Origin of the sequence: Pseudonocardia autotrophica (assembly GCF_003945385.1) — a bacterium.
In the GTDB taxonomy this organism is placed as follows: domain Bacteria; phylum Actinomycetota; class Actinomycetes; order Mycobacteriales; family Pseudonocardiaceae; genus Pseudonocardia; species Pseudonocardia autotrophica.
Genome location: NZ_AP018920.1, coordinates 2,089,664 through 2,116,600, shown reverse-complemented (window position 1 = coordinate 2,116,600; position 26,937 = coordinate 2,089,664). Strand labels below are relative to the sequence as shown.

The following is a 26,937-nucleotide window of genomic DNA, read 5'->3' as shown; positions in this document are numbered from 1 at the left end:
GCACGGCTCAGGCCGGGGAGTCCCACCAGTCGCGGTCCAGCTCCCCGGTGGCGAGCAGCACCGCGGGACCGTGCAGCACGGTGGCACCGGTGCGGGTGTCCGATCCGGCCTCGACGGTGACCCGCAGCTCCCCGCCGGGGGTGTCGACCCGCACGTCACCCGCGGCGTGCCCGGCGGCGCGCAGCGCGGCGACGACCGCGGCGACCGTCCCGGTCCCGCAGGCCCTGGTCTCCCCCACGCCGCGCTCGTGCACCCGCATCCGGATCCGGCCGCCGTCGGCGGGACCGTCGAGCGGGGTCAGGAACTCGACGTTGACGCCGTGCGGGAACACCTCCGGATCGTGCAGCGGGGCCCGGGTGAGGTCCAGCGCGTCCGGGTCGGCGGAGACGACGCAGGCCAGGTGCGGATTGCCGACGTCGAGCACCAGGCCGTCGAACCGGGCCGTCCCGCTGGTGGCGACCGATGCCGGACCGATCGTGACCGGCCCCATCTGCACCGAGACGCCGGCCGCGGAGACGGTGGCGGTGCGCACGCCGGCCCGGGTGCCGATCGCGCCGCCGCCGGGCGCCCAGCCGCGGTCGTGCAGGTACCGGGCGAAGACCCGGACACCGTTGCCGCACATCTCGGCGATCGACCCGTCGCCGTTGCGGTAGTCCATGAACCACTCGACACCCGGGACCGGCTCGGGGACCGTCTCGTCGCCGGCCAGCTTCGCCCAGCGCACCACCCGCAGCACGCCGTCGGCGCCGAGACCGCGGTGCCGGTCGCAGAGTGCCGCGACCCGCTCCGGTGTCAGGTCGAGGGCGGCATCCGGGTCGGGCAGCACCACGAAGTCGTTCTGCGTGCCGTGCCCCTTGGTGAACGCGATGCCGCCGGTCATGGCACCAGCCTACGAGCCAGCACCGACAGCGCGTCCGCGGCCGGATCGGGGCCCGCCCCGTCGATCCAGTGGATGCGCCGGTCCCGGCGGAACCAGGACCGCTGGCGGCGTACGAACCGCCGGGTCGCGCGCACCGTCTCGTCGCGCACGCGTTCCCGCTCGTCCGGGCCGAGCTCCGGGCCCGCCCGGTCGAACGCCTCGAGAACCTGCCGGTAGCCCAGCGCCCGGGACGCGGTCCGGCCCTGCGCGAGCCCGGCGGGGAGCAGCCCCCGGGTCTCGTCGACCAGTCCGTCGTCGAGCATCCGGTCCACCCGCCGGGCGACCCGTTCGTCGAGCTCGTCGACGCCGCGATCGACGCCGAGCAGCACGGCCCCGTAGCGCGGCACACCGGTGGTGGGCAGGGTCGCCCGGAACGGGCGCCCGGTCAGCGCGATCACCTCCAGCGCCCGGACGATCCGGCGCCCGTTCGACGGCAGTACCTCGGCCGCGGCCGCCGGGTCCAGCTCGGCCAGCCGCCGGTGCAGTGCGTCCGGCCCGCGCCGGTCCAGCTCGTCCTGCAGCTCCGCGCGCAGGTCCGGATCGGTGCCCGGGAACTCCAGCTCGTCGAGCACCGCCTGCACGTACAGCCCGGAGCCACCGACGAGGACCGGGGTGCGCCCGGCGGCCCGCAGCCGCTCGATCACCGCCCTGGCCTCGCGCTGGTAGGCGGCGACCGATGCCGACTCGCCGACGTCGAGCACGTCGAGCTGGTGGTGCGGGACACCGCGGCGCTCGGCCGGGGTCAGCTTCGCGGTGCCGATGTCCAGGCCCCGGTAGAGCTGCATGGCGTCGGCGTTGATCACCTCGCCGCCGAGCGCGAGCGCGATCTCCAGCCCGAGATCGGACTTGCCGGTGGCGGTCGGACCGACGACCGCGACCAGGTCCGGCGTCACGCGGGCTCCCAGAGCGCCACGTGGTAGGCGACGCCGTAGGGCGCGCCGGTGTAGCGGTGCGTCGCGGTCCAGATCCGGCCGGCCGCGGCACCGGACAGCACCTGCCACGGTGCGCGTCCGGCAGCCCAGAGCTCCGCGGCCACCGCCGGATCCAGTCCGGCGAGCGCGTCCGGGTCGGCCCGGTCGAGTGCGTCGGCGACGGCGGCGTCGAACGGCTCGGCGCGCTCGTCGAACCCGCCGGGGGCGCCCGTCGTGTGCTTGGCGGACCCGTCGCCGACGACCAGCAGGCCGGTGCCGCGCCCGGCCAGCTCCCGGCCCAGCGCGAGACAGTCCGCGAGCGCGGCATCCGGCGCGACGAGTTCACCGCGGACCTCCCGCACCCCTGAACCGGCGACCGCCCAGCCGGCGACCAGCAGCGGCAGCGGCAGCTCGGCCCCCTCGTCCGGCCCGTCGGTACCGGGCAGCGCGACCGGCACGTCGCGGCCGTACCCGGCGAACGTCCCCCGGGCGCCGGGGGCCACCGAACGCCGCCCGGCCGGATCCGCCCCGACCGCGATCCACTCCGGGGCGAGGGCCGCGAGCGCCGCGGCGACCGTCCGGACCGCGACCCGGACCGCATCGGTCCCGGTGGCGGCGTCCCCGCTCAGCTCCGGGACGAGCAGCGGCGGCTGGGGGATGACGGCGATCGCGGCGGGCACGGCGTCCGAGCCTAACGACCCGCCCCGGGACCGCCGTCCGTGGGCGGTGTCGTCGCCGTGTCGCCACCGGGCGGGGGCTCTGCGGTTCCCCCGGAGGCGGTTCACCTGCTTGAATCGCGTCTCCGACCTCTCGCCGCGGCGAGGAGTTCGGCGCGCGTACGGCCCCGCCCGGACACGGACGGGGCGCCCGCCGGTGATCCGGTGGGCCGAACGAGGAGGACACACCGGTGCCCGAGACCAACGCCGCCACACCCGGACGCCCGGGCCCGCCCCCCGCCGGGCCCACCCCGAAACCGGGCCCCCGCCCCGGTCCGCCGCCCGGCGCCCGTCCGGGGCCACCCCCCGGCGCGACCGCGAAACCCGCCGCCGCACCGACACCGGCGCCGCCTGCTGCACAGCCCTCCCCGGTGCCGTCCGCATCGGCGGATCCGGGCCGCTGGGGCCGCGCCGACGACGACGGCACCATCCACCTGATCACCCCGGACGGTGACCGGGTGGTCGGCTCCTACCAGGCCGGACCGCCCGCCGAGGGCCTGGAGCACTACGCGAAGCGGTTCGACGCCCAGGTCACCGAGACCGAGGTGCTGGCCGCCCGGATCGCCGGCGGCGGGGACCCGAAGGCGTCGCTGACCGCGCTGCAGACGCTGCGCGACGGGCTCGACGACGCCCCGGTCGTCGGTGACGTCGCCACCCTGCGCTCCCGGCTCGACGAGCTCGTCGGACGCGCCGAGGAGGGCGTCGCCGCGGCCCGCGAGCAGCGCGATCGGGCCCGGTCGGACGCGGTGGCCCGGAAGGAGTCGCTGGCCGTCGAGGCGGAGAAACTCGCCGAGGACTCGACGCAGTGGAAGCAGGCAGGGGATCGCTTCAAGGCGATCCTCGACGAGTGGCGCACCGTCAAGGGCGTCGACCGCAAGACCGACGAGCAGCTGTGGCGCCGCTACTCCAAGGCACGCGAGGTGTTCAACCGCCGCCGCGGATCACACTTCGCCGACCTCGACCGGCAGCGGGTGACCGCCAAGGACCGCAAGGAGGAGCTCGTCGCGCAGGCGGAGTCGCTGGCCGACTCCGACGAGTGGTCGTCGACGGCCGCCGTCTACCGGGACCTGATGGCCGAGTGGAAGGCCGCCGGGCGGGCGCACCGCGAGGCCGACGACACGCTGTGGGCCCGGTTCCGCGGCGCACAGGACCGGTTCTTCGCCCGGCGCAACGAGCACTTCGCCGCCCGCGACTCCGAGTTCGCCGCGAACGCCGAGGCGAAGAAGGCACTGCTCACCGAGGCCGAGAAGATCGACCTGTCGGATCCGGACACCGCCCGGGCCGCGCTGCGCGGCGTGCAGGAGCGGTGGGAGGAGATCGGCAAGGTCCCGCGCGACGACATCCGCACCCTGGAGGGCAGGCTGCGCGGGATCGAGGAGAAGGTCGCCGAGGCCGCGGACGCGAAGTGGCGCCGGACCGACCCGGAGGCCCAGGCCAGGGTCGAGCAGTTCCGGGCCAGGGTCGAACAGTTCGAGGCGCAGGCGGAGAAGGCCGAGGCCGCCGGTGACCGCAGGCGCGCCGAGCAGGCCCGCGCCCAGGCCACCCAGTGGCGGGAGTGGCTGGACGCGGCCGAGCAGTCGGTCAACGACCGCTGAGCGCGGTGGGCGGGGGCCCGCTCACGTGCGCGCGAGCGCGGCCCCGGCCCACACGAAGGTCAGCACCACGACCGCGAGCACCCCCAGGACCAGCCCGATGCCGGGCCCGGGCGCGGCGCCGGTCTGCAGCGACCAGATCGCCCACATCCCGGTCACCGAGGTGATGCCGGAGCCGAACGCGGCCAGCCACGCCAGCACCCACAGCCGGGTCAGCAGCGCCGCCACCGAGACGACGATCGCGAACGTCGTCATGGTGTAGGAGAAGAACGTCGGGAAGGGGCCGCCCGCGTCGGTGGCCATGACCTGCCAGCCGGGCGCCCCGGCCACCCACGGCAGCAGCAGCGAGGCGACCGCGGCCACCACGCCCACGGCGACCACCATCGCCCGCGTACCGGGGTCGATCCGGCGCATCGCGGCACGACCGACGCCGTCGATCTCCGCGCGGGTCTGCGGGGACACGTCGCTCATCGGGAACCTCCGGAGGTGGTGGCGGGGACCCCGCAGCCGGTGTCCGGCGCAGGCTCCGCGGCGGGCTTGCCGAACACCGGCAACCCCAGTGTGGTGGGTGCACCGGCGGGACGGGTGCCGGCCTCGGCCGCGTCGCCGGCCCGGGTGCGACGGTGGGTCAGTACGCCGCCGTCGGCGACGAGATGGTGCGGTGCCCCGCGGTCGATCACGACGGTGACCACGTCGCCCGGCCGGATCCCGGACGTCGCGCCGGGGGCGAAGTGCACCAGCCGCCCGTCCCGGGCCCGGCCGGTGAGCCGCCGGGTCGCGCCGTCCTTGCGGCCCTCGCCGCTGGACACCAGCAGCTCCACCTCGCGACCCTCCTGCGCGCGGTTCTCCGCCCAGGAGATCTCCTCCTGCAGCGCGACGAGCCGCTCGTAGCGCTCCTGGACGACCTGCTTGGGCAGCTGGTCGTCCATGTCCGCGGCGGGGGTGCCGGGCCGGGTCGAGTACTGGAAGGTGAAGGCCTGCGAGAACCGGGCCTCCCGCACCACGTCGAGGGTGTCGGTGAAGTCCCGCTCGGTCTCGCCGGGGAAGCCGACGATGATGTCGGTGGAGATCGCGGCGTGCGGGATCGACTCGCGCACCTCGGCGAGGATCCGCAGGAACCGCGACGACCGGTAGGAGCGGCGCATCCGGCGCAGCACGTCGTCCGAGCCGGACTGCAGCGGCATGTGCAGCTGCGGGCAGACGTTCGGCGTCTGCGCCATCGCGGCGATCACGTCGGAGGTGAAGTCGCGCGGGTGCGGGCTGGTGAAGCGGACCCGTTCCAGGCCCTCGACCTCGCCGCAGGCCCGCAGCAGCTTCGCGAACGCGCCGCGACCGGCCTCGCCGCCGAACTCCGAGCCGTAGGCGTTCACGTTCTGCCCGAGCAGGGTCACCTCCAGCACCCCGTCGGCGGCGAGCGCGGAGATTTCGGCGAGCACGTCACCGGGGCGGCGGTCGCGCTCCTTGCCGCGCAGCGACGGCACGATGCAGAACGTGCAGGTGTTGTTGCAGCCGACCGAGATCGACACCCAGCCGGCGTAGGCCGACTCGCGCCGCGCCGGCAGCGTCGACGGGAACACCTCGAGCGACTCGGCGATCTCGACCTGCGCGGCCTCGTTGTGCCGGGCCCGGTCCAGCAGGGTGGGCAGCGCGTGCACGTTGTGCGTGCCGAACACGACGTCCACCCACGGCGCCTTCCGGGTGATCGTCTCGCGGTCCTTCTGCGCGAGGCACCCGCCGACGGCGATCTGCATGTCCGGATCGGCCAGCTTGCGCGGCCGCAGGTGCCCGAGGTTGCCGTAGAGCTTGTTGTCCGCGTTCTCCCGGACCGCACAGGTGTTGAACACGACGACGTCGGCGGTGTCGGGATCCTCGGCCCGGGTGTACCCGGCGCCCTCCAGGAGCCCCGCCATCCGCTCGGAGTCGTGCACGTTCATCTGACACCCGTAGGTGCGCACGGTGTAGCTGCGGCTCACCCCTGCGAGGGTAGGCGTCACCCCGGCCCACCTGCTGCCCGGGGTTTCGCCGAAGATGGACGCGTGACCCCGAGGCCCGATGTCCTCTCCCGGCGCGCGCTGCTGCACACCGGGCTCGCCGCGGGCGTCCTGCTCGGGGCCGGAGGCGCCTGCACCGGCGGGGCGCCGCCGCCGGAGCTGGTGATCGCCGGTGGGGTGCAGCCGGGCGTCTACATCAACCTGGCCCGCGCGCTCGCCGGGATCTGGCAGGAACGGCTGGGCCTCGACCGGGCACCGCGGGTGCTCAACACCGCGGGCAGCGGGCAGAACATGCGGCTGCTGACCGGTGGCGGCGCGACGGTGACGATCAGCCAGGTCGACGTGGCCGCCGACGTCGCCGCCGATGTCGGGCCGGGCGGGGCGAACGAGCCGATGGCGCTGGCCCGGCTCTACGACGACGTCACGCACGTCGTCGCCCGCCGGGACTCCGGCCTCGCCCGGCTGTCGGACCTGCGCGGACGACGGGTGTCGATCGGTCCGGACGGCAGCGGCTACCAGGCGATCGCGATCCGGCTGCTGCGCGCGGCCGGGCTCGGCGTCGACCAGCTCGGTGACTCCGCCGAGCTGGGCCTCCCGGAGGCCGTCACGGCGCTGCGGGAGGGCCGGATCGACGCCTTCTTCTGGTCCGGCGGAGTCCCCACCGACGGGATCCGGGAACTCGCCGCCGACACCCCGATCCGGCTCCTGGAGCTGGGCGACGCACTCGACCGCACCCGCGAGGAGTTCCCGGTGTACTCGCTGGCGACGGTACCGGCGAACACCTACGGCCTGCCCGGCCCGGTGTCCTGCCTGTCGGTGCGCAACGCCCTGCTGGTCACCGCCGCGATGCCGGACGAACTCGCCGAGGCGCTGATCCGGGCGGCGATCGACGCCCAGCCGCGGGTCGCCGAGGCCAGCCCGGCCGCGATCACGATCGACTCCCGGTCGGCGATCGGCACCCAGCCGATCCCGCTGCACCCGGGAGCGCTCCGGTTCTACCGCTACACCAAGGGCTACTGACACACCAAGAGTGACTGCCACACCAAGGGCTACCGCTACACCGAGGGCTACTGCTGCACCGAGGGCTACTGGGCCGCTGCCCCGGCGCCACCGGGCGGGCGCCGGGCGGGCGGGTCCAGCCAGATCGCCACCCGCAGGCCGCCGCCGTGCGCCGGGTCCAGCACCAGCACCCCGCCGGCCGCGGCCGCGGTGCGGGCGGCGATCGCCAGGCCCAGTCCGCTGCCCTCCAGGTTGACCTGGCCGGGGGCCCGCCAGAACCGGTCGGTGGCCCGGGCCCGGTCCTCCGCGGGCATCCCCGGCCCGGCGTCGACCACGCTCACCCCGACCCGCCCGGCCGCCCGCAGCGTCTCCACCCGCACCCGTCCGCCGGACGGGGTGTACTTCAGAGCGTTGTCGAGCACCGCGTCGAGCACCGTCTCCAGCCCGGCCGGGTCGATCCGGGCGCGCAGCCCGAGCGGTCCGCCGCGGAGCAGCTCGACGCCGGTGTGCTCGGCCAGCGGCCGCCAGTTCTCCACCCGGTCGTCGACGACGGCGTCGAGCTCGGTGACCGCGTCCGGATCGCCGGTCTCGGCCGCCCGCTCCGCCCGCGCCAGCGCGAGCAGGCCGTCCAGCACCCGGGACAGCCGCTCGGCCTCCTCCATCGCCGCGAGATGGTCGTCGGCCGCGCCGGGCGCCACCGCGCCGTCCAGGTTGGACAGCCGCAGGCGCAGCGCGGTGAGCGGGTTGCGGAGCTGGTGCGACGCGTCGGCGACGAACGCCCGCTGGCCTGCGATCGCCTCCCGCACGGTGGTCGACATCCGGTCGAACGAGCCGGCCAGCGAGCGCAGCTCGGGCGGCCCGGTCCGCCGGGTCGGCTGTTCCGGCGGACCGCCGGCGAGCACCGCGGTGCCGATCCGGTCCATCGCCTCGTCCAGCCTGCGGACCGGGCGCAGCACCCACGCGGTGAGCGGCAGCGCGACCAGCGTCCCGGCCAGCAGCGCGAGCACCGCCGCGCCCGCGATCACCGACCAGGTGCGGACCTGCGCGGCGCGCAACGCGCCGGTCGGTGACACCGTCATCGCGGCCCCGACCACCTCGCCGTCGACGAGTACCGGCTCGGCCAGCACGATCGGCGCGGTGTCCCAGGGCATGAGCAGCGGGTAGGCCGTCGACGCCGACCGGCGCCCGGCCAGCGCCACCGTCAGACGCTCGGTCGGCTCGCCGGCGAGCTCGGGCAGCCGCTCCGACGGACGGGAGGCGGCGAGCAGCTCACCGGAGCGGTCGAACGCGAGCACGGCGACCCCGTACACCTCGTCGTAGCGGGTGATCTCGGCGGCGAACGCCGTCGTGGCCGAGCGGCCCTGCGGCGACTCGATCAGCGCCCGCTGCGCCGCGGAGGCGAACGAGATGGTGTCGGTGAGCCGGTCGGTGAAGACCTCCTCCTGGGTGCGCTGCGAGTCGGTGAGCGCCAGCGGCACCCCGAGCCCCACGGCGAGCAGGCCGACGAGCACCAGGACCACCAGCAGCAACCGGCTCCGCACCGGGTCAGTCCTCGGTCGCGGCGAACCGGTAGCCGACGCCGCGCACGGTCCGGATCAGCTCCGGGCGGCCGAGCTTGGTGCGCAGCGTGGCGACGTGCACGTCGAGGGTCCGGTTCGCCCCGGCCCAGCCCCGGCCCCACACCTCGGAGACGATCTGCGCGCGGGTGCAGACCGCGCCGTCGGCGCGCGCGAGCAGCGCGAGCACCTGGAACTCCTTGCGGGTGAGCACGACCTCCCGTCCGGCCACGGTGACCTCGTGCCGCTCCGGGTCGAGGTGCACGTCGCCGACCGTCACCGGAGAAGCACCGGCCGGTGTCACGGTGCCGTCGGCGCCGACCTTGCGGCGGCGCTGCACGGCGTGCACCCGGGCGACGAGCTCGCCGATGTCGTAGGGCTTGACGAGGTAGTCGTCGGCGCCGGTGTGCAGCCCGGCGATCCGGTCGGACACCTCGCCGCGGGCCGTCACGATCAGTACCGGGACCTCGCTGACCGCCCGGATCGCCCGGCAGACGTCGAGCCCGTCGGAGTCGGGCAGGCCGAGATCGAGCAGCACGACGTCCACCCCGTCGAGATGCTCGACGACGCCGCGGCCGTGGTCGAGCCGGGTCGTGGTCATGCCGTGCCGATGCAGCGCAGGGCGCAGCGCGGCGGCGACCCGGTCGTCGTCCTCGATCAACAGGATGTGCACCCGCGACACCCCTTCCGTTACGTGGCCGAGACCCTAAAGCTTCCTCAAGGTGGTGGACTCACCTGTCCGTTCCGTCCAGGCTCTCGCCATGTCCGGAGGCAGCATGAGCAGCACGCCCGCGTCCAGCACCCCTATGGTCCGGATGACCGGGGTGCAGAAGCACTTCGGCGACCTCCACGTGCTTCGCGACATCGAGCTCGAGGTCGCGCGGGGCGAGGTCGTGGTCGTGCTCGGCCCGTCCGGATCCGGCAAGTCCACACTCTGCCGGACGATCAACCGGCTGGAGCCGATCGACACCGGAACCATCGAGATCGACGGCACCGCGCTGCCCGCCGAGGGCAAGGCGCTGGCCGGTCTGCGGGCCGATGTCGGCATGGTGTTCCAGTCGTTCAACCTGTTCGCGCACAAGACGATCCTCGACAACGTCACGCTCGGGCCGCTGAAGGTCCGGAAGGTGTCGAAGGCCGAGGCCGAGAAGACGGCGCTGGCATTGCTGGAGCGGGTCGGGATCGCCAACCAGAAGGACAAGTTCCCGGCGCAGCTCTCCGGTGGTCAGCAGCAGCGGGCCGCGATCGCCCGGGCGCTGGCGATGAAGCCGAAGGTCATGCTGTTCGACGAGCCCACCTCCGCGCTCGACCCGGAGATGGTCAACGAGGTGCTCGACACGATGACCTCGCTGGCGTCGGAGGGCATGACGATGGTCGTGGTGACCCACGAGATGGGCTTCGCCCGCCGGGCAGCGCACCGGGTGGTCTTCATGAGCGACGGCGAGATCGTCGAGGACTCCACGCCCGACGACTTCTTCTCGCACCCGCGCAGCGACCGCGCGAAGGACTTCCTGGGCAAGATCCTCAGCCACTGAGGCGCCCGCGCCGCGGATCCGCGGCATCCGAACACCGTTCCCGAACGAGTGGAGACCCCCATGAAGAGATCCCGCATGCTGGTGGCGGCCGCACTGGCCTCCGCACTGGTGCTGGCCGGCTGCGGCCAGGAAGGCGCGCCGGGCGCCCAGGATTCCGGCTACGAGCCGACCGTCGCGGAGAACGTGACGGTCGAGGGATCGCCCACCTTCGACGCGATCACGCAGCGTGGCCGCGTGGTCATCGGTGTCCGTGACGACCAGCCGGGCCTCGGCTTCCGGGACGCCACCACCGGTGACTTCTCCGGCTTCGACGTCGAGATGGCCCGGATGGTCGCCGGCGGCCTCGGCTTCGGCCCGGACCAGATCGACTACCGGGTGGTGCCGTCCGCGGCGCGCGAGGACGTCATCGAGCGCGGCGAGATCGACTACATGGTCGGCACCTACACGATCAACGACAACCGCAAGCAGCGCGTCGGCTTCGCCGGCCCGTACTACGTCGCCGGGCAGAGCCTGCTGGTCCGCGCCGACGACACCGAGATCACCGGCCCGGAGACGCTGCAGGGCAAGGCCGTCTGCTCGGTCACCGGTTCGACCCCGATCCAGCGGGTGCGCGACGACGGCCTCACCGACCAGATCGTCGAGTTCCAGACCTACTCGCAGTGCGTGGACCAGCTGCAGAACAACCAGGTCGACGCCGTCACCACCGACGACGCGATCCTGCTGGGCTTCGCCTCGCAGAACCCCGAGCAGCTGAAGGTCGTCGGCGACACGTTCTCCGACGAGCCCTACGGCATCGGCGTCCCGCGTGACGACACCGCGTTCCGCAACAAGGTCAACGACCTGCTGCAGGCCGCCGACGACGACGGCACCTGGCAGACCATCTACGACGGCACGCTGGGCGTCTCGGGCACCCCGGGTACCCCGCCCGCGATCGACCGCTACTGAGTCACCGGTGCACGGCTCGGTCCCGGTGCGGCCGCACCGGGACCGAGCCGTCTCGGCTGAGAGAAGGAAGGCTCCTCGGTGAACGTCCTTCTGGACAATCTGGACGTGTACATACGCGGGTTCGGGGGCACTCTCGGGCTCTTCGTGGTGGCCGCGATCGGATCGCTGCTCCTCGGCACGCTGATCGCCGGTATGCGGGTGAGCCCGGTACCGGTCCTGCGCGGCTTCGGGACGGCCTACGTGACGATCCTGAGGAACACGCCACTCACCCTGGTGCTGTTCTTCTTCGCCTTCGCCTACCCGCGTCTCGATCTCGTGGACCTGTCCTTCTTCACACTCGCCAGCATCGGGTTGACGCTCTACACCGCGGCCTTCGTGTGCGAGGTCGTCCGTTCCGGGATCAACACGGTCCCGGTCGGACAGGCCGAGGCATCCCGGGCGCTGGGGTTCACCTTCACCCAGATCCTGGGTCAGGTGGTGCTCCCGCAGGCGATGCGCGCAACCGTGCCGCCGATGACGAACGTGCAGATCGCGTTGCTGAAGAACACCACGATCGCCGCCGGTTTCGCCGTGTTCAACGCGGGCGGCATCTACCAGACGCTGTCCGAGCGCGGCTACAACGTGCTCGTCGGCCTGCTCTGGGTCGCCCTGTTCTTCGTCATCCTGGTGGCGCCCCTGACCTGGATGCAGCGCAGTCTCGACGCCCGATGGGGGGTCTCCCGATGAGCTCGGTCCTCTACGACGTACCCGGTCCGGTCGCACGGGCACGGAACCGGATCCTCGGTGTGGTCGGAGTCGCGGCGATCGGGACCGTGATCGGCCTGGTCCTCTACCGGTTCTACGCGACCGGTCAGTTCGCGCCACGGATGTGGGAGTGGATCACCTACATCGAGATCCAGTACCGGATCCTCGAAGCGCTCTGGAACACCGTGCGGGCGTTCGCGGTCGCGGCCGTCCTGTCCGTCGTCTTCGGTGCGCTGTTCGCCGCCGGCCGGCTGTCGGACCACTCCTGGCTGCGGGTGCCGTCGACGGCGATCGTGGAGTTCTTCCGAGCGGTCCCCCTGCTCATCCTGATCTTCATCCTCTACTTCGGCCTCGACCAGGGCATCGGTATCCAGATCTCCGCGTTCTGGGCCGTCGTGCTCGGCCTGATGCTCTACAACGGCTCGGTGCTGGCCGAGGTGTTCCGCGCGGGGATCAACGCGGTGCCCCGGGGACAGAGCGAGGCCGCGTACGCGCTCGGGATGCGCAAGACCCGGGTGATGTCGTCGGTCCTGCTCCCGCAGGGGGTGCGGTCGATGCTGCCGACCATCCTGTCCCAGCTCGTCGTCGTGCTGAAGGACACCGCGCTGGGCTTCCTGATCCTCTACGAGGAGCTGCTCCTGGTGGCGCGCCAGCTGGGCAGCCAGGGCCAGCTGGGATCGCCGATCCTGCAGGTCGCACTCGTGATCGCGGTGATCTACATCGGGCTCTGCCTGATCCTGTCCGGCATCTCCCGGCTGGTGGAGAAGCGGCTCACCAGGGGGCCGGTCGCGCCGAAGACCACCGACACCGGGCAGGTCGGTGGCGCCGGAGTGCTCTGAGCCGCCGGGTCACCCCAGGTGCCGCAGGAACGCCTGCGGATCGTCCAGGAACGCCCGGGTGAGGCTGACCGGGGCGGCGTCGTCGTAGGAGACCCTGCGGACGCCGTCCCCGGTGAGCTCCAGGATGTTCGCGCCGGGCAGCGCGAGCAGCACCGGCGAGTGGGTGGCGACGATGAACTGGCTGCCCTGCGCGGTCAGGTCCACCATCCGCTGCAGCACCGCCAGGGCGCCGGTCAGCGACAGCGCCGCCTCCGGCTCGTCGAGCAGGTAGAGCCCGCGCGGCCCGAACCGGTGGGTGAGCAGCGCGATGAACGACTCGCCGTGCGAGCGCTCGTGCCCGGACCCGCCGTAGGCCTCGGTGAGCCCGCCACCGAGGCGTTCCACCTCGGTGGCGACGTTGTAGTACGACTCGGCGCGCAGGAAGAAGCTGTTCCGCTCGCGGCCCGGCCGGCGCGCCACCCGGAGGTGCCCGCCGAGCTCGGACTCGCTGGCCCGGGTGGCGAACCGGAACGATCGCGACCCGCCCTCCGCGTTCAGCCCGAGCCCCACCGCCATGGCCTCGACCAGCGTGGACTTGCCGGAGCCGTTCTCCCCGACCAGGAACGTGACCCCCGGCCCGAACAGCACCGGATTGCTGCGCAGCCACCGGACCACCGGAAGATCGAACGGATAACCCTGCTCCGGTGTCTCCGGATCGAGACCGACCCGTGCGACGAAGTGCCCTGCCCCCACCGTCCACACGCTAGTGCCCGCGCGGGTTGCGACGCCGCCCCTGCCCTGCCGCCCCTACCCCGCCGGTTCGAGCAGGCCGATCAGGTCGTCGCGCAACACCGGGCCGTCCACCGTGTCGGCCCAGTGCCGGGCGGGCCTGCCCTCGGGATCGAGGAGATAGGTGATCGCGGTGTGCGCGACGTCGTACCCCTCCGGGGCGGCGCGGCGCCGGGTGAAGATCCGGAACGAGCTCTTCGCCGCCTCGACCTGCGCGGTGGTCCCGGTGAGCCCGGTGAACCGCGGATGGGATCCCGCCAGGAAGGCCTTCAGCACCTCCGGCGAGTCCCGCTCCGGATCGACCGTGATGTAGAGCGGCACCAGCGCATCGGCCCCGGCGACGGCGTCGACCTCGTCGAGCACCCCGCTGAGCTTGGCCAGTGCCCGTGGGCAGACCACCCGGCACCCGGTGAACCCGAACTGGACGAGCTGCCACCGGCCCCGGTAGCTGGCCTCGGTGACGGCACGGTCGTCGTGGTCGACCAGCGTGTAGGTGGCCCGGATCGGTGGGGCGCTCACGAGACGACCAGATCGACCGCCGGCCCGTCCGGCACCTCGAGGACGAGGCCCTCGCCGGTCCACCGGCCGGTCACCTCGGTACCGCCGAGGCCGACCCGGGCGCCGGGCGCCACCCTGCCCAGGGTGACGGTCCCGCCACCGGGGAGCGCACGATCACGGCGCAGCCTGCCGTGCAGCACCCCGTCGACGACCTCGGCCCGGCTGACCTCGATATCGCGCTCCACCTCGACGATCGCCGGCAGCGCGTGCTGCTCGGGGCCCCACGGCTCGTTGTAGAGCCCCCACAGGCCGTCCGGCACGTTGAGCCGGGCGTACCCGAGCAGCACGTTGCCGGTCAGCGGTTCCATCCCGGTCCGGTTGCCATCGGCGTCGGTCGGCTCGTCGTGGCGGGGGTAGTACAGCCCGCCGTCGCGCCAGCTGGGGTTCATGTGCCGGTCGGTGTAGGCCAGCAGCGCCCGGAGGGTTTCCCGGTCCCCCATCTCGGACGCCCAGACGGTGACCCAGCCGGTGTCGCAGGTGTCGGCGACCACCTGCTGTCCCATCACGACCGACGGCGGCGCCGACCGGACCGTGAGCGTGTCGCCGGCCGCCGGGACGACCAGCTCGGCGAGCTGGCGCGGATAGTGCTCCCGCACGAAGTCGCGGTTCCAGGTGTTCATCAGCGCCCCGCACCAGGCGTCCACCCAGGGAGCGACGCCCGCGTTCGGTGCGACGACCCGGCTGTCCTCGAAGACCATCGTGTTGTAGTGCCCCGCCTCGTCGAGACGTCCGAAGTCGGCCCAGGCCCGCTCGTAGCCGGCGACCACCTCCTCGGCACGGGCACCGCCGTTGATCAGGTCCTGCATCCGGAATCCGAGGATCGCGGGCTGGTTGCAGATCTGGAAGACGCAGTTCGGCTCGCAGGCCACGCCGAGATAGCCGTTCTCCACCATCTGCCAGTAGATGTGGTCGCTCAGCGAGTCCCGGTCGTAGGAGAAGTGCTTCTCCGGGCCGCCCCAGAAGTACGACCAGTGCCGGAACGCGAGGGAGTCGGGTGCGGCGAACCGGTCGTCGGCGAAGAGGTAGTCGTGCAGCAACGCACTGGACTGCACGTAGGCCGAGTACATGATGTTGTCCCGGACCACCGGATCCCACTGCTCGGCGAGCTGGTCGCCGAGATGGGCGTTGAACACGGCGCCGCCCCGGGAGACGTCGCGCCAGTACATCCACACCTCGGGCATCAGCAGCTTGTCGATCAGCCGCTGGATCGTCGGCCGGAACACCCCGGGAGCGGCCGGCAGCCGGTGCCGGTGCGCCAGCGCCAGGCCGTAGATCATGTAGGTGAGCTGGAAGCGGAAGGCCCCGAAGTCGTCCTGCCCGTCCGCCCGGCCCTGCATCAGCGACCAGTCGTTGGGCAGTTGCCGGGACAGGTTGTCCCAGTGCCGCAGGTGGCCGAGCTGCTCGCGGTCCAGGATCGACACCGTTGTCGTCATGGCCGACGACGCTACGCAGACGACGGTGCGCCGCCACACCCGTTCGGGGGTGCCGGGGCACGCGGTCATGAGGTGTGCTCACCGACCACATCGACAGAGAGGTCAGGTGACCGTGAACGGTCCAGGCGACATCCTGCCCGCTGCGGCGGCGCGGTTCGGGGACAAGGCTGCGCTGATCACGGCGACCCGCACGCTCGGCTACGCCGAGCTCGACCACCTCAGCGACCGGGTCGCGGCGTGGCTGATCGGGCGCGGGGTACGGCCCGGGCGGCCGGTCTCGCTCTACGCGCAGAACCGCTGGGAGTGGGTGGTGGCCTACCACGGCGCGCTCAAGGCGGGCGCGGTCGTGAACCCGGTCAACGTGATGCTCACCCCGTCCGAGCTCGCGTTCGTGCTCCGGGACTGCGCCGCCGCGGTGGTGTTCACCAGCGCCGAGCACGCCGCGACGCTCGTCGAGCTGACCCGTGATCTCCCGGAGCTGACGAACGTGGTGGCGTTCGGCCCGGCCGCGGGCACCGGTGACCCCGCGACCGACGGCGTCACCGGTTTCGACGAGGTGATCGGGTACCCGGGCGACGCACCGGCGGTGACGCCCGATCCCGACTCCCCCTCCACCATCGGCTACACCTCGGGCACCACCGGCCATCCGAAGGGCGCCGTGCAGAGCCACCGGGCGGTCCTGACGAACTGCGCCGCGACCGCGACCATGCACGGCAGGCGGGAGGACGACGTCGTCGTCACCGCGCTCCCCGCACCGCACGTGTACGGCAACGTCGTGATCAACGGGACGTTCCTGGCCGGGGGCACCGTGGTGCTGATGGAGCGGTTCACCCCGCAGGACACCCTGCGGTTGATCGCCGAGCACCGGGCGACGCTGTTCGAGGGGGTTCCGGCGATGTACGCGATGCTGCTCGCCGATCCGGCCACCTCCGACGCCGACCTGAGCTCGCTGACCCGCTGCACGGTGGGCGGCCAGACCATCCCGGTCAGCACGATCGAACGCTGGGAGCAGCGCTCCGGGGCGCCACTGATCGAGCTCTGGGGGATGACCGAGATCGCCGGGCTCGGCACCACGCACGCCGTGCACGCGCCCCGGGTCCCGGGCTCCATCGGCGTCTCGCTGCCCGGGGTGCAGGTGCGGATCGCCGATCTCGAGGACTCCGCCCGGGACGCCCCGTTCGACGTCCCCGGGGAGCTGATGGTGCGCGGCCCGATCGTGATGCTCGGCTACCACGGCAATCCGGAGGCCACCGCCGAGGCGATCGAACCGGACGGCTGGCTGCACACCGGCGACGTGGCGTCGATGAGCCCGAGCGGTCACGTGTTCATCGTCGACCGCCGCAAGGACATGATCATCACCGGTGGCTACAACGTGTACCCGGCGGAGCTGGAGCGGGTGCTCGCCGGCCACCCGGCGGTGGCCATGGTCGCGGTCGGCCCGGTGCCCGATCCCGTCCGCGGTGAGCTGGCCTGCGCCTACGTGGTCCGGACGAGCGGAGCGGAGCCGACCGAGGACGAGCTGATCGCCTGGGCCGGTGAGCGGCTGGCCGCCTACAAGCGGCCGCGGCTCGTCCGGTTCGTCGACGACCTCCCGAAGACCTCGACCGGGAAGATCATGCGCCGGGAGCTGATCACCCGGTTCGACGGTGACTGAGGACGAGGGACAGCGTTCAATGGGCGGCATGGGCATCGTGTCCGCTCTCGGCCCCGTCGCCGATGCGCACGGCGGTCTGGTCGAGCTGCTGGACCGCCGGGCGGCGATGCGCGCGGCGCTGGAGGAGCTCGCCGCGGACGGGGACGTCTCGTGGATCGCCGAGCCGCTGGCCGGGGCGGGGCCCGACGACGCGTACCTGATCCTCGGGCAGATCCGCGGCGACCGCACCGAGCTGCTCCGGGGCCTGCGGGTCCCGCTCGGTCACGGCCTGACCGGGAAGGTCTACGGCACCGGCAGCCCGGCGTCGGTGGACGACTACCTCAGGGCCAAGGGCATCACGCACACCTTCGACGCGCACATCGAGGCCGAGTCGGTCCGCAGGCTGCTCGCCGTCCCGGTCAGCAGGCACGGGCGCACGCACGGCGTGATCGCCGTCGGGGCCCGCTCGGACGGGACTTTCGGCGACCGGGCGGTGGCCCGGGTCCGCGCGGTCGCCGACGAGGCAGCGCTGGCCGTCGCGGTCGCCGAGCGCAGCAGGCTCGCCCGCGAGGTCGCCGTGCACGAGGAGCGGAGCAGGCTCGCCGCCGAACTGCACGACAGCGTCGGTGCACTGCTGTTCGCGATCGGATCCGGGGTGGCCGGCCTGGCCGAGAACGCGGGCGACGATCCCGAGCTGGCGGCCCGGCTGGACCGGCTCCGCAGGCAGGCCGACGAGGCGTCGACGGCGCTGCGCGACTCGCTGCGCACGCTGCGGGCCTCCCCGGCCGCGCTCGCCCTGTCGGTGGCGCTGCGGGCCGACTGCGCCGCCTTCTCCGACCGGACCGGGATCCCGGCGGAGCTCGTCGTTCTCGACGACCCGCCGGTTCTGACCCCGGACCGGACCGAGGTCGTGGTGACCGCCGTACGCGAGTCGCTGCTGAACATCGAGAAGCACGCGCGGGCGTCCGCGGTGGTCGTCACCGCCGGGCTGCGGCCGGGCGGCGGGATCGTCGTCGCGGTGACCGACGACGGCGTCGGGTTGCCGGCCGACCACCAGCCGGGGCTGGGCCTGTCGAGCAGCGCCGACGCCGCGGGGCGGCTCGGCGGGAGCGTCCGGATCACCACCGAGCCCGACGGCGGCGCCACCTGGCGGATCGAGCTGCCGTGCTGAGCACACCGGGTATCCGGGTGCTCATCGTCGACGACCATCCCGTGGTCCGGGACGGGGTCATCACGCAGCTCGCCCGGCATCCCGACATCAGGGTGGTCGGGCACGCCGGCGACGGCGCCGAGGCGGTCCGGTCGACGGCGCGACTGCGGCCGGACGTGGTGCTGCTGGACCTGCGGCTGCCCGACGGCCTGGCGGTCGACGTCGTCCCCCGGCTGCGGACGGCCGCCCCGGCGGCCCGGGTCCTGCTGTTCACCGCCTTCCCCGAGCACGCGGCCGTCGGGCCGTCACTGGCGGCGGGCGCCTGCGGGCTCGTCGTGAAGGACGCCTCCGGCACGACGCTGCGGGACGCGTTGCGGGAGGTCGCCCGCACCGGCAGCTACCGGGCCCCGCAGCTCGCCGCCGCCGCGCCGGTCACCGCCCGGGAGTACGACGTGCTGCGGCTGGTGGCGTCGGGCCACACCAACGCCGAGATCGCCACCGCGCTCACGCTCTCACCGAACACCGTGAAGACCTACCTGCAGAACGTGATGCAGAAGCTCGGGGCACGCAACCGGGCGCAGGTGATCACGAACGCCCGCGCGCACGGCCTGCTCTGAGCCCTCCGGACCGGCACCGCTCCAGGTCAGAGGTTCGCGATCTCGACCGGCTCGATGCCCTCCGCCGCCGGCAGCTCGAATCCGAAGATCCGTGCGTAGAACGCCAGCTCCGCGTCGAGCGCCCGGCGGATGTTCTCCGCCTTCCGGAACCCGTGCTGCTCACCGGAGAACAGCAGGTAGGCCACCGGGACCCCGCGGGAACGCAGCGCCTCGACGATCATCTCGGACTGGTTGGGCGGGACGATCGCGTCCTCGTCGCCCTGCAGCACGATCAGCGGGGTGGAGAACTTCCCGACGTGGGTGAGCGGCGAACGCTCGGTGTAGACGTCGCGGGCCTGCGGGTAGGGCCCGACCAGGCCGTCGAGGTAGCGGGACTCGAACTTGTGCGTCTCCTGGGCGAGCGCCTCCAGGTCGGCGACGCCGAAGTGATCGGCCCCTGCGGAGAACGGGGTGTCGTCACGGGCCAGCGCGGCGAGCGTGGTGAAGCCGCCCGCCGAGCCGCCGCGGATCGCGAGCCGGGCCGGATCGACCCGCCCCGTGTCGGCGAGTGCGCGGGCCGCGGCCAGGCAGTCGGCGACGTCGACGATCCCCCAGGCACCCTTGAGCTCCTCCCGGTAGGCGCGGCCGTAACCGGTGGAGCCGCCGTAGTCGACGTCGACGACCCCGAACCCGCGGCTCGTCCAGTACTGGACGCCGACGTTGAGCACCGGCACCGCCGAGCCGGTCGGGCCGCCGTGGATCACCACCAGCAGCGGGGGCAGCTCCCCCTCGGGTGCGTCGTGCGCGCCGAGCGGCGGGTAGTAGAGCCCGTAACCGGTGCGCGGATCCCCCGCCCGGTCGGTCGAGCGGAATCGGATCGACTCGGGCACCGAGATCGTCTCCGGGTGCAGGCCGAGATCGCGCGGCGGGCGCAGGACCTGCGTCCCGACCGCGCCGGGCTCGCCTGCCGCCGCGGGTGCCGGGACGACCCGGTGCACCCCGGGCTCCGCCGTCGGGCTCCCGGCGACGCACACGACGGCGTGCGGCCCGTCCGCGCGCACCGAACCGATCACCGAGAACGGGGTCTCCAGCTCGGTGATCGTCCCGCTCGTCTCGCGCACCACGAGCGCATCGAACCCGTTCGACGAGCGCGCGAAGACGATCCGGCCGTCGTCGAGGAAGGTGTAGCGCGACCCGCCGAGCGCCCAGCCGGGGACGCCGATCTCGGCGTCGATCCGGATCAGCGACTCGATGTCGTGGCCGGGCAGCCAGCGGTAGAGGTTCCACCAGCCGGTGCGGTCGGACAGGAAGGTCAGGGAGCCGTCGGGCTGCCACTGCGGTTCGGTGACCGACTCCCCCGGCCCGCCCGCGACGACCGTGTCGGTGCCGGTGGCGAGCTCGCGGACGGTCAGCTCGACGTCGTCCCAGGGCATCGAGGGGTGGTTCCAGGACAGCCAGGCCAGGGTGGTCGCGTCCGGTGAGATCCGGGGCGCCGCGACGAAATCCGGGCCGGTGACCAGCACCCGGGGCTCCGACGGTGCGTGCGCGTCGAGCCGGACGATCTCGTTGACGACCTCGGTCGCCGGGCAGCCCGCCGAGGGGTGGTGCTCGCGGACCGCGACCAGCCAGGAGCCGTCCGGGGCGACGTCTCCGTCGGCGTAGCGGTCGCCGCGCGGCACCGCCGGCTCCGGGGTCAGCGGCACCGGATCGGCGCCGTCGTCGCGGCGGTACAACCGCTGATCGGCCCACTCGACGTAGAAGACGGTGCCGGGGCTGCCGCCGTGCAGCCACCACGCCCCGCCGCCGTACTCGTGCACGGCGGTGCGCGCGTTGGCCCCGGCGGGCAGCAGGTCCGTGCGGGTGCCGTCGTCGGCGCGGCGCACCAGCTGCACCCGGCCGCCCTCGGCGGCCCGGCCCTCGGCCCACACCACCCCGGTGCCCTCGGTACCCGGCGCGCCGTCCGGCCGGACATCGCCGAGCCGCACCGCGGCCGTCACCACCAGCTCGGACGTGACCGGTGTCGGCCACGACCCGTACCCCGAGATCGTCACGCCGACCACGCTAGTCGTCACCCGGCCGCGCGGCGGGCGGTGGCCGCCTCGCGCAGCAGCCGCACCGCGAGCGGCAGCGCTCCGGGGCGCAGCACCGGGGCGAGGCCGAGCACCCCGCGCATGCCGACCCACCAGCGGACCTGTCCGTCGGTGCGGAGCACGCCGACCGCCGGTGCCCGGCAGGCGGCGACCGCGGCCGGCAGGTTCGGGTAGATCTCGGCGAGCCGCGGCTCCCGGCAGGACCGGGCCCGCACCCGCACGGTCACGCAGCCGGGCAGCTCGCGGGCGATCCGGGAGCAGGGCGCGCAGGTCGCGTCGTGCACGAGCACCAGCTCCCGGATCCGCGTGCGCGCCATCCGGGCATCATCCCGCCGTGAGCACACCGGCCAGCGCGACGGGGTGCGACAGCATCGGATGGTGCGATCCGGTGATCATCTCGGGGACGACGCCGCGCAGCCGGCGGGCCAGCACGGTCCGCACGAACGCCGGCGGGAACAGCTTGTCCTCCCGGCACAGCAGGAACCGGGTGCGCACCGACGGCCAGCCCTCGCGCGGCCAGGGCTGCTCGAACGCGGTGCCGGACTGGTCCCGCTCGTGCTGCAGCGCCTCGTTCGCGATCTCCTCCGGGACGTCGTGGTAGTAGAGCGCCACGACGTCGTCGGGATCGCGGCCGTCGCGGGCGAGCTGGTCGGCGAACGCGGCGCGGTGCCCGGTCGCCGCCCACCAGTCCGATCCGGACTCCCCCGGCGCCGGCACCATCGCGGTGACCAGCACCAGCTCGCGGACCTCGATCCGGTCGCACACCAGCGGCGCGGTGAACCCGCCGAACGAGTGCCCGACGACGACCAGGTCGTCCGGGTCGGGGCCGTCGGCCCGCACCGCGGTGACCACGGCGTCGGCGTAGTCCTCCAGGTGGGCGCCGTCGTCGTCACAGGGCAGCTCGACGGGCAGCGCCCGGTGTCCGCGCGCGGTGAGCGCGCGGGCCAGTGGACCCCAGTACCAGCTGTCGGTCCCGGCACCGGGGACCAGCGCGAACGTCGTCATGGTCCTCCGACCGGCCGGGGCAGCACAACTCATCGGTGGCTCTCGTCGCGGCTGCCGCCCGGCAGTCTGCCCGGTACCGTCGGACCTCCGTCACCGAGGAGTCGCGATGACCGATCCCGATCAGCAGCCCGTCACCCAGCACCGGACCGACTACACCGACGACGGTGTGCCCACCTTCGAGTTCGTCCGCGACCGGATCGAGGGCCGGGCCGCGACGGCGGCCGCCGCGGAGGAGCTCGCCGGCGACGACGGGAAGGCGCAGGAGGCCCAGGACGCGTTCGCCGACCGGGAGCGCAAGGCCGCCGACCGGCTGGCGGAGATCCGCCGCTCGATGGGCGGCTGAGACCGGGGCGAGCGGCTCAGCCGTCGTCGCCGACCGGTTGCCAGCGCCGGTCCGTCGGGGCGCTCGCAGCCCGCAGCTCGGCGAGCAGGGTCTCCGGATCGGGCCCGGAGCGGACGAGCGCGCGGTCCGCGGCCCGCAGGAACCCCTCGGCGACGGCATGGTCGAAGAAGGCCAGCAGGTCCCGGTAGTAGCCGGCGGTGTCGAGCAGCCCGACCGGTTTGGCGTGCAGACCCAGCTGCGACCAGGTCAGTGCCTCGGCGAACTCCTCGAGTGTGCCGATCCCGCCGGGCAACGTGACGAACCCGTCGGACAGCTCGGCCATCATCGCCTTCCGCTCGTGCATCGATCCGACGACGTGCAGCTCGGTCAGCCCGTCGTGCGCGATCTCGCCGGCCAGCTGATGCTCCGGGATCACCCCGACCACCCGGCCGCCACGCTCCAGCGCCGCGTCGGCGAGCTCACCCATCGTCCCGACGCTCGCGCCGCCGTAGACCAGCCCGATGCCCGCGTCGGCGAGCAGCGCGCCGAGCCGGCGGGCGGCCGCGACGTATTCCGGAACTCGTCCGGGATTGGAACCGCAGAAGACGCAGAGTGTGCTGATCGAGGTCATCGGTCCGCCTCCAGGAGGGCGTTCGGAACGGGTGGTCGTCGCCGGGGAGCTCGCCGCCCGAGCTGTCGGTGCGGATCCGGCGGGCGGAGCCGGCGAGCGGGGGTGCCGGGCGGCGCCTCGGGGTTCGGCGGGGTACAGCGGGATCGTGTCGGTGCCGTCGACGCCCGGCGAGATCACGGGCCGGACCCGGTCGCGGCCCGCTCCAGCAGCTGCCTGCCCAGCGCATAGGCGCCGCGCAGGTCGTCTCCGGTGAAGCAGACCGACGCCCTGGCCCGCACCTCGTCGTTGCAGTTCACGCCGACGGTGTTCGGGAGCCGGTCGAACAGCAGCAGGTCCGAGGTGGAGTCTCCGTAGGCGACGCAGTCGCGCTCCTGGAGTCCGAGCTCGTCGAGCAGGCCGGTGGTGATGTCGACCTTGTGCTGCAGGGTCAGCAGCCCGTCCTCGGCGACCGCTGCGCCGGGTTCGACGGCCGACCCATAGGTCCGGTGTGCTCCCCAGCCGGTCAGCCGTCGGACGAAGAAGTGCGGGGACTGGGAGATGACGGCGACCATCTCACCACGGCCGCGGATGTCGGCGAACACCTCGGGCACGCCGTCCAGCCAGGCCGAGGACCGGAACGCCGCGTCGATCCGGTCCTCTGAGACGTCGCGCCACAAGGGCAGCATCCGCTCCCAGAAGGTCACCGATCCGATCTCGCCGCGGCCCCATTCCTGCTCGATGCGGTCGGCCGCCTCGAACCGGCCGAGGTGGCGGGACAGCTCCACCGATGCCGCACCACGCAGCAGGGTCCCGTCCATGTCGAACACGTGCAGCCGCTTCATCGCTGTTGCTCTCCAGGTCGTTCTGTGCGCCGGTCCGTGCGTGACCGCACCGGAGCGCGACGGGGCCCGCCGCGCTCCGGTACCGGCCGGGTCAGGCGATGGCGGCGGTCACGGCCGTCTCGTCCGACACCGTCCGCATCAGGCCGACGTGTCCGATGTAGTACTCCTCCGGCACGTCCCGCTCGGCGTTCGCGATCACCTCGGTGAAGTCCCACTTCTTGAGCAGCTTGCCGTCACGGAACACCGGCTGCAGCACGTTCTCCGACTCCGGGATCGAACCCTTCGGAACCGTGGTGTAAGTACCGTTCTCATACTTGAGGGCCAGCCGACCGGCCTTGGAGGCCTTGAACCCGGCACCGGTCGGCGACTTGGCGATGTCACGCCACTCACCGTTCACCCGCACCGCAGAAGCCTTCTGACCGAAGTTCATCGTGTCCCGATTCCAGTGCTGCAACAGACCACCACCCATCCCGAACACCGCATTGTCCGCAGCCAGACCACGACGCTCCAGCTCCATGTAGACCTGCGGAAGACTGTGGAAGTTCACACCGTCACCCTGCACCACCCGGACGAACGGCGGGAGGATCTTGAACCCCTTGCTGTTCGTCTCGTAACCGAACGACTCCATCAGCCACTCGGTGGTGTCCGCGGTGACCTGCACGATGTCTCCGGAATCGGGCCGCACACCGACCAGACCGGGGAAGTTGCGGACCTCCTCCCTCAGCTCCACGCCGATGATCTTCTTGACACAGTGCTCGTGGTCGTAGGTGTCGGTCAGCAGCAGCGCGCAGCCCTCCGGGGCGAACACCTGCAGCATGTTGCGCAGGGCGTCGGCCTCGTGCTCCCGCCCCCATGCGCAGAACCCGGCGTGCTCGGAGTTCGGACCGGAGTTCGAGACCTTGCCGGCGTTGTAGAACCGCTTCGCCGCCAGGATCCCGGGAACCGTGTCACTCTGATCGAAATTCACCAGATGCGCCAACCCACCCAACGCCGCCGACTGCTGCGAACTCACCCCACGAGCACCGTAATCATGCAGAATATTACGAAGCAACTGCGGATTGTCCGAAGTACGCGCCAACGCCTCCTTGATCACCATCTTCGACAACCAACTCACCGTACCGATCGTCGTCGGATACCACACCGCACGCAACAACGCCGTCTCGAAGAAACTCGTCGCCCAGAAATACTTCGGATCCGTGTTGATCAACTGAACCAACACATTACGAGCCGGCAGCACGATACCCTCCGGGACCGCCTCGATCTCCACCGGCAGATACCCGCCATGATCATTCAGGATCCCCAACCAGTTCTCCCGGTTGAAATGCATCCCCTGCTCACGCACCACGAACTCGGCCTCATCGATGTCCTCGAGCGTGACCGGCCGCATCAGACACTCCCGCAGATACGCCTGCAGACCCACGAACTGCGTCACCGGCCACGCCCCACCACGCGACTCGATGTAACTCGACACGTACTCCGTACCCGGCGGATAGAGCGGATAGTGACAGTGCTTGTAGTTGTCGGTGTTGATGATCAGGTTGTCCAGGTAGCCCATCGGGTCCGTCTCACCTTCTATGAGAGTCGTTTCTACCGACCAGCCGCGCCGATGACTCGAATGCGACCGCCTGTCGTGCCGAGCGCCCTGCCGAGCGCCGTCGTTCGCGCGGGAGAACCGCTGACCCGCGCGGGACTGCAGCCTCGCCCATGCACCTGAGCGGCCACCAGATGACGAGGGCAGATTACACACGACTGTAACGATTCTAGTGTGACCGTCAACCCATCTGACGAGCCCGAGCCGTCCGAGATGACAGGTCAGGCCAACCGAAGTCGGGCACCCCGGGGCGCCTCGCATGTCGTAAGCACTGGTGAAGAGGCCGCGGCCACAGCCGCCCGAGCCTGGTCGCACGTACCGACCCGCGCCGGAGTGGGCCGTGCACGAGTCCCAACAACTCCTGAACCATGAACGTTTCTAGTTCTGCTGAGCTCTCCAGCGGGCGAGGTGCTTCCCGGACCCGCGGGTGTGGCCGGCCGCCGGTCGACGTGCCGCCGCAGATGCCATCGGCCGGCGCCGTCGCGACATCCGTCCCGCACGCCGCGACCTCGGCCGGCGCGGCCTCACCTCGGAGGTCGCACGCTCTCGCGGATCTGGATCGTGACCGGGAGCTGCTCGTCGACGGTCTCGCTCTCGCCGTCGATCAGCCGGAACAGCGCCATCGCCGCGCGGTAGCCCATCTCGTGTGCCGGCTGGCGCACGCTGGTCAGCTTCGGCGTGAGCATCCGCGAGACCGGGAGGTCGTCGAACCCGGCCACGCTGATGTCGCGCGGAACCGACAGACCGTGCCCGGTGAGCCGCTCGATCGCCCCGATGGCCATCAGGTCGTTCGCGCACAGCAGCGCCGTCGGCCGCTCGGCCTCGGGCAGCGCGAGCAATGTGTCCGCCGCCGCGGCGCCCGACTCCTCCCGGTAGTCACCGGGATACACCGGGACGGAGTCCGGGTCGATCCCGGCCCAGGCGAAGGCCTCCCGGTAGCCGGCGAGACGCTGCTGCGCCGTCCACAGCGCGGGTGGGCCGCCGACCACGGCGAGCCGCCGGTGCCCCTGATCCAGGACGTACGTCGCGACCTCACGCGCACCGCGCCGGGAGTCGCAGATGACCGCGGGCAGGTCGCGGCCGGGGATCTGCTCGTCGACCAGCACGACCGGGCCGGAGCGGGCCAGATCGTAGATCGACGCGGGCATCGATCCGGTGCCCGACAGGTAGATCACCCCGTCGACACGCTGGCTGCGCAGCAGCTTCGCCTGCTTCTCCTCGGCCGCCTCGGTCCCATCCGGGACGATCAGCACGACCAGCACGTCGAGCGACGACGCGGCCCGCTGTACCCCCTCGGTGACCAGGGCGAAGAACTGGTTGGTCAGGTCGGGCACGACCATCGCCACGGTGGAGGCGGAGCGACGCTTGAGACTGCGGGCCGACTGGTTGGGCGAGTAGTCCAGCAGCCGGATCGCGTCCAGCACCCGGTTGCGGCGCTCCTGCGCGACCGGCCCGCTGTCGTTGAGCACGTAGCTCACCGTGCTGACCGAGACGTTCGCGTGTTCGGCGACGTCCTTCATCGTGGGGCGGCGGCGCGACACGACCTGGACCTCCTGTGTACGAGCTCCGGCCGCCCAGCCGAGCACCGACGG

The 26,937-nt window shown here is 72.6% G+C and carries 27 protein-coding genes; 10 read left to right on the top strand and 17 right to left on the bottom strand.

The features are described 5' to 3' along the window. Positions 1-7: 7 nt before the first annotated feature. The 3 genes from dapF to Pdca_RS10140 are packed head-to-tail and all read right to left on the bottom strand — an operon-like array spanning position 8 to position 2,510. On the bottom strand, positions 8-880 hold the full coding sequence (dapF, locus tag Pdca_RS10150) for a diaminopimelate epimerase (RefSeq protein WP_085915259.1): 873 nt from the start codon (positions 878-880) through the stop codon (positions 8-10). After that, positions 877-1,812, bottom strand: coding sequence for a tRNA (adenosine(37)-N6)-dimethylallyltransferase MiaA (gene miaA / locus Pdca_RS10145; RefSeq protein ID WP_085915258.1), 936 nt, complete (start codon positions 1,810-1,812; stop codon positions 877-879). Before miaA ends, dapF begins: the two co-directional genes overlap by 4 nt. Next, positions 1,809-2,510, bottom strand: a complete 702-nt coding sequence (locus Pdca_RS10140; RefSeq protein WP_085915257.1) for a class III extradiol ring-cleavage dioxygenase family protein — start codon at positions 2,508-2,510, stop codon at positions 1,809-1,811. Before Pdca_RS10140 ends, miaA begins: the two co-directional genes overlap by 4 nt. Positions 2,511-2,917: 407 nt before the next feature. On the opposite strand from Pdca_RS10140, the gene Pdca_RS10135 reads away from it, so the two are divergent. Beyond that, the gene (locus Pdca_RS10135) at positions 2,918-4,141 is read left to right on the top strand and encodes a DUF349 domain-containing protein (protein WP_373865535.1); all 1,224 of its coding nucleotides are present in this window, start codon (positions 2,918-2,920) and stop codon (positions 4,139-4,141) included. Positions 4,142-4,162: 21 nt separating this feature from the next. On the opposite strand, the gene Pdca_RS10130 is transcribed toward Pdca_RS10135, so the two are convergent. Next, on the bottom strand, positions 4,163-4,609 hold the full coding sequence (locus Pdca_RS10130) for an Rv2732c family membrane protein (protein ID WP_085915255.1): 447 nt from the start codon (positions 4,607-4,609) through the stop codon (positions 4,163-4,165). Then, positions 4,606-6,111, bottom strand: coding sequence for a tRNA (N6-isopentenyl adenosine(37)-C2)-methylthiotransferase MiaB (gene miaB / locus Pdca_RS10125; protein WP_085915254.1), 1,506 nt, complete (start codon positions 6,109-6,111; stop codon positions 4,606-4,608). Before miaB ends, Pdca_RS10130 begins: the two co-directional genes overlap by 4 nt. 63 nt (positions 6,112-6,174) lie before the next feature. On the opposite strand from miaB, the gene Pdca_RS10120 reads away from it, so the two are divergent. Next, entirely contained in the window at positions 6,175-7,149 is a 975-nt protein-coding gene (locus Pdca_RS10120) for a TAXI family TRAP transporter solute-binding subunit (protein ID WP_085915253.1), read from the top strand. A 65-nt stretch (positions 7,150-7,214) separates the two neighbouring features. Here Pdca_RS10120 and Pdca_RS10115 read toward each other — a convergent pair whose 3' ends face one another. Next, a complete protein-coding gene (locus tag Pdca_RS10115; protein WP_085915252.1) occupies positions 7,215-8,669 on the bottom strand; it encodes a sensor histidine kinase in 1,455 nt (484 codons plus the stop codon). A 4-nt stretch (positions 8,670-8,673) separates the two neighbouring features. Continuing rightward, complete coding sequence (locus Pdca_RS10110; RefSeq protein ID WP_085915300.1) at positions 8,674-9,357, bottom strand: response regulator transcription factor; 684 nt, start codon at positions 9,355-9,357, stop codon at positions 8,674-8,676. Between the two features lie 133 nt (positions 9,358-9,490). Between Pdca_RS10110 and Pdca_RS10105 the strand changes: the two genes are divergently transcribed. The 4 genes from Pdca_RS10105 to Pdca_RS10090 all read left to right on the top strand — a co-directional run bounded on the left by Pdca_RS10105 (position 9,491) and on the right by Pdca_RS10090 (position 12,747). After that, positions 9,491-10,219, top strand: a complete 729-nt coding sequence (locus tag Pdca_RS10105; protein ID WP_085915251.1) for an amino acid ABC transporter ATP-binding protein — start codon at positions 9,491-9,493, stop codon at positions 10,217-10,219. 60 nt (positions 10,220-10,279) lie between these two features. Continuing rightward, entirely contained in the window at positions 10,280-11,164 is an 885-nt protein-coding gene (locus tag Pdca_RS10100) for a glutamate ABC transporter substrate-binding protein (RefSeq protein ID WP_085915250.1), read from the top strand. A 78-nt stretch (positions 11,165-11,242) separates the two neighbouring features. Further along, the gene (locus Pdca_RS10095) at positions 11,243-11,890 is read left to right on the top strand and encodes an amino acid ABC transporter permease (RefSeq protein WP_085915249.1); all 648 of its coding nucleotides are present in this window, start codon (positions 11,243-11,245) and stop codon (positions 11,888-11,890) included. Continuing rightward, on the top strand, positions 11,887-12,747 hold the full coding sequence (locus tag Pdca_RS10090; RefSeq protein ID WP_085915248.1) for an amino acid ABC transporter permease: 861 nt from the start codon (positions 11,887-11,889) through the stop codon (positions 12,745-12,747). Before Pdca_RS10095 ends, Pdca_RS10090 begins: the two co-directional genes overlap by 4 nt. A 9-nt stretch (positions 12,748-12,756) precedes the next feature. Here the strand turns inward: Pdca_RS10090 and Pdca_RS10085 are convergent, their stop codons facing one another. From Pdca_RS10085 to Pdca_RS10075, 3 genes are read right to left on the bottom strand one after another with little or no spacing between them, the layout of a single operon-like run. Further along, positions 12,757-13,479, bottom strand: coding sequence for an AAA family ATPase (locus tag Pdca_RS10085; protein WP_085915247.1), 723 nt, complete (start codon positions 13,477-13,479; stop codon positions 12,757-12,759). 54 nt (positions 13,480-13,533) lie between these two features. Further along, positions 13,534-14,034 carry an SCO family protein gene (locus Pdca_RS10080; protein WP_085915246.1) on the bottom strand — a complete coding sequence of 167 codons (501 nt, stop codon included), beginning with the start codon at positions 14,032-14,034 and terminating at the stop codon, positions 13,534-13,536. Beyond that, complete coding sequence (locus Pdca_RS10075) at positions 14,031-15,506, bottom strand: linalool dehydratase/isomerase domain-containing protein (RefSeq protein WP_125911343.1); 1,476 nt, start codon at positions 15,504-15,506, stop codon at positions 14,031-14,033. The genes Pdca_RS10080 and Pdca_RS10075 overlap by 4 nt, the downstream gene beginning before the upstream one ends. Positions 15,507-15,618: 112 nt before the next feature. On the opposite strand from Pdca_RS10075, the gene Pdca_RS10070 reads away from it, so the two are divergent. From Pdca_RS10070 to Pdca_RS10060, 3 genes are read left to right on the top strand one after another with little or no spacing between them, the layout of a single operon-like run. After that, entirely contained in the window at positions 15,619-17,160 is a 1,542-nt protein-coding gene (locus tag Pdca_RS10070) for a class I adenylate-forming enzyme family protein (RefSeq protein ID WP_197719961.1), read from the top strand. Positions 17,161-17,188: 28 nt separating this feature from the next. Further along, on the top strand, positions 17,189-18,310 hold the full coding sequence (locus tag Pdca_RS10065; protein ID WP_085915298.1) for a GAF domain-containing sensor histidine kinase: 1,122 nt from the start codon (positions 17,189-17,191) through the stop codon (positions 18,308-18,310). After that, a complete protein-coding gene (locus tag Pdca_RS10060; RefSeq protein ID WP_373865550.1) occupies positions 18,304-18,906 on the top strand; it encodes a response regulator transcription factor in 603 nt (200 codons plus the stop codon). The genes Pdca_RS10065 and Pdca_RS10060 overlap by 7 nt, the downstream gene beginning before the upstream one ends. A 26-nt stretch (positions 18,907-18,932) precedes the next feature. Here the strand turns inward: Pdca_RS10060 and Pdca_RS10055 are convergent, their stop codons facing one another. The 3 genes from Pdca_RS10055 to Pdca_RS10045 are packed head-to-tail and all read right to left on the bottom strand — an operon-like array spanning position 18,933 to position 21,980. Beyond that, positions 18,933-20,936, bottom strand: coding sequence for a S9 family peptidase (locus tag Pdca_RS10055; protein WP_232021501.1), 2,004 nt, complete (start codon positions 20,934-20,936; stop codon positions 18,933-18,935). Between the two features lie 17 nt (positions 20,937-20,953). Then, positions 20,954-21,292: a hypothetical protein gene (locus Pdca_RS10050; RefSeq protein ID WP_085915243.1), complete on the bottom strand. Its 339-nt coding sequence runs from the start codon at positions 21,290-21,292 to the stop codon at positions 20,954-20,956. 7 nt (positions 21,293-21,299) lie between these two features. Further along, complete coding sequence (locus Pdca_RS10045; protein ID WP_085915242.1) at positions 21,300-21,980, bottom strand: alpha/beta fold hydrolase; 681 nt, start codon at positions 21,978-21,980, stop codon at positions 21,300-21,302. Positions 21,981-22,086: 106 nt separating this feature from the next. Here Pdca_RS10045 and Pdca_RS10040 point away from each other — a divergent pair, with 106 nt between their 5' ends. Next, positions 22,087-22,323 carry a hypothetical protein gene (locus tag Pdca_RS10040; protein WP_085915241.1) on the top strand — a complete coding sequence of 79 codons (237 nt, stop codon included), beginning with the start codon at positions 22,087-22,089 and terminating at the stop codon, positions 22,321-22,323. A gap of 16 nt (positions 22,324-22,339) precedes the next feature. Here the strand turns inward: Pdca_RS10040 and Pdca_RS10035 are convergent, their stop codons facing one another. From Pdca_RS10035 to Pdca_RS10020, 4 genes are all read right to left on the bottom strand, one after another. Beyond that, positions 22,340-22,933, bottom strand: a complete 594-nt coding sequence (locus Pdca_RS10035; RefSeq protein ID WP_373865551.1) for an LOG family protein — start codon at positions 22,931-22,933, stop codon at positions 22,340-22,342. 173 nt (positions 22,934-23,106) lie between these two features. Further along, a complete protein-coding gene (locus Pdca_RS10030; protein ID WP_085915240.1) occupies positions 23,107-23,754 on the bottom strand; it encodes an HAD family hydrolase in 648 nt (215 codons plus the stop codon). A 91-nt stretch (positions 23,755-23,845) separates the two neighbouring features. Next, a complete protein-coding gene (locus tag Pdca_RS10025; RefSeq protein WP_125911342.1) occupies positions 23,846-25,309 on the bottom strand; it encodes a nicotinate phosphoribosyltransferase in 1,464 nt (487 codons plus the stop codon). Between the two features lie 560 nt (positions 25,310-25,869). Continuing rightward, positions 25,870-26,886 (bottom strand): LacI family DNA-binding transcriptional regulator, encoded by a 1,017-nt coding sequence (locus Pdca_RS10020; protein WP_232021500.1) that lies wholly within the window; start codon positions 26,884-26,886, stop codon positions 25,870-25,872. Positions 26,887-26,937: the final 51 nt, after the last annotated feature.

Coding starts and splice junctions, on each gene's coding strand:
- Pdca_RS10040 (WP_085915241.1), top strand. CDS start 22,087: ATGACCGATCCCGATCAGCAGCCCGTCACCCAGCACCGGACCGACTAC.
- Pdca_RS10100 (WP_085915250.1), top strand. CDS start 10,280: ATGAAGAGATCCCGCATGCTGGTGGCGGCCGCACTGGCCTCCGCACTG.
- Pdca_RS10090 (WP_085915248.1), top strand. CDS start 11,887: ATGAGCTCGGTCCTCTACGACGTACCCGGTCCGGTCGCACGGGCACGG.
- Pdca_RS10075 (WP_125911343.1), bottom strand. CDS start 15,506: ATGACGACAACGGTGTCGATCCTGGACCGCGAGCAGCTCGGCCACCTG.
- Pdca_RS10105 (WP_085915251.1), top strand. CDS start 9,491: ATGGTCCGGATGACCGGGGTGCAGAAGCACTTCGGCGACCTCCACGTG.
- dapF (WP_085915259.1), bottom strand. CDS start 880: ATGACCGGCGGCATCGCGTTCACCAAGGGGCACGGCACGCAGAACGAC.
- Pdca_RS10035 (WP_373865551.1), bottom strand. CDS start 22,933: ATGACCTCGATCAGCACACTCTGCGTCTTCTGCGGTTCCAATCCCGGA.
- Pdca_RS10130 (WP_085915255.1), bottom strand. CDS start 4,609: ATGAGCGACGTGTCCCCGCAGACCCGCGCGGAGATCGACGGCGTCGGT.
- Pdca_RS10045 (WP_085915242.1), bottom strand. CDS start 21,980: ATGACGACGTTCGCGCTGGTCCCCGGTGCCGGGACCGACAGCTGGTAC.
- Pdca_RS10065 (WP_085915298.1), top strand. CDS start 17,189: ATGGGCATCGTGTCCGCTCTCGGCCCCGTCGCCGATGCGCACGGCGGT.
- Pdca_RS10025 (WP_125911342.1), bottom strand. CDS start 25,309: ATGGGCTACCTGGACAACCTGATCATCAACACCGACAACTACAAGCAC.
- Pdca_RS10050 (WP_085915243.1), bottom strand. CDS start 21,292: ATGGCGCGCACGCGGATCCGGGAGCTGGTGCTCGTGCACGACGCGACC.
- Pdca_RS10030 (WP_085915240.1), bottom strand. CDS start 23,754: ATGAAGCGGCTGCACGTGTTCGACATGGACGGGACCCTGCTGCGTGGT.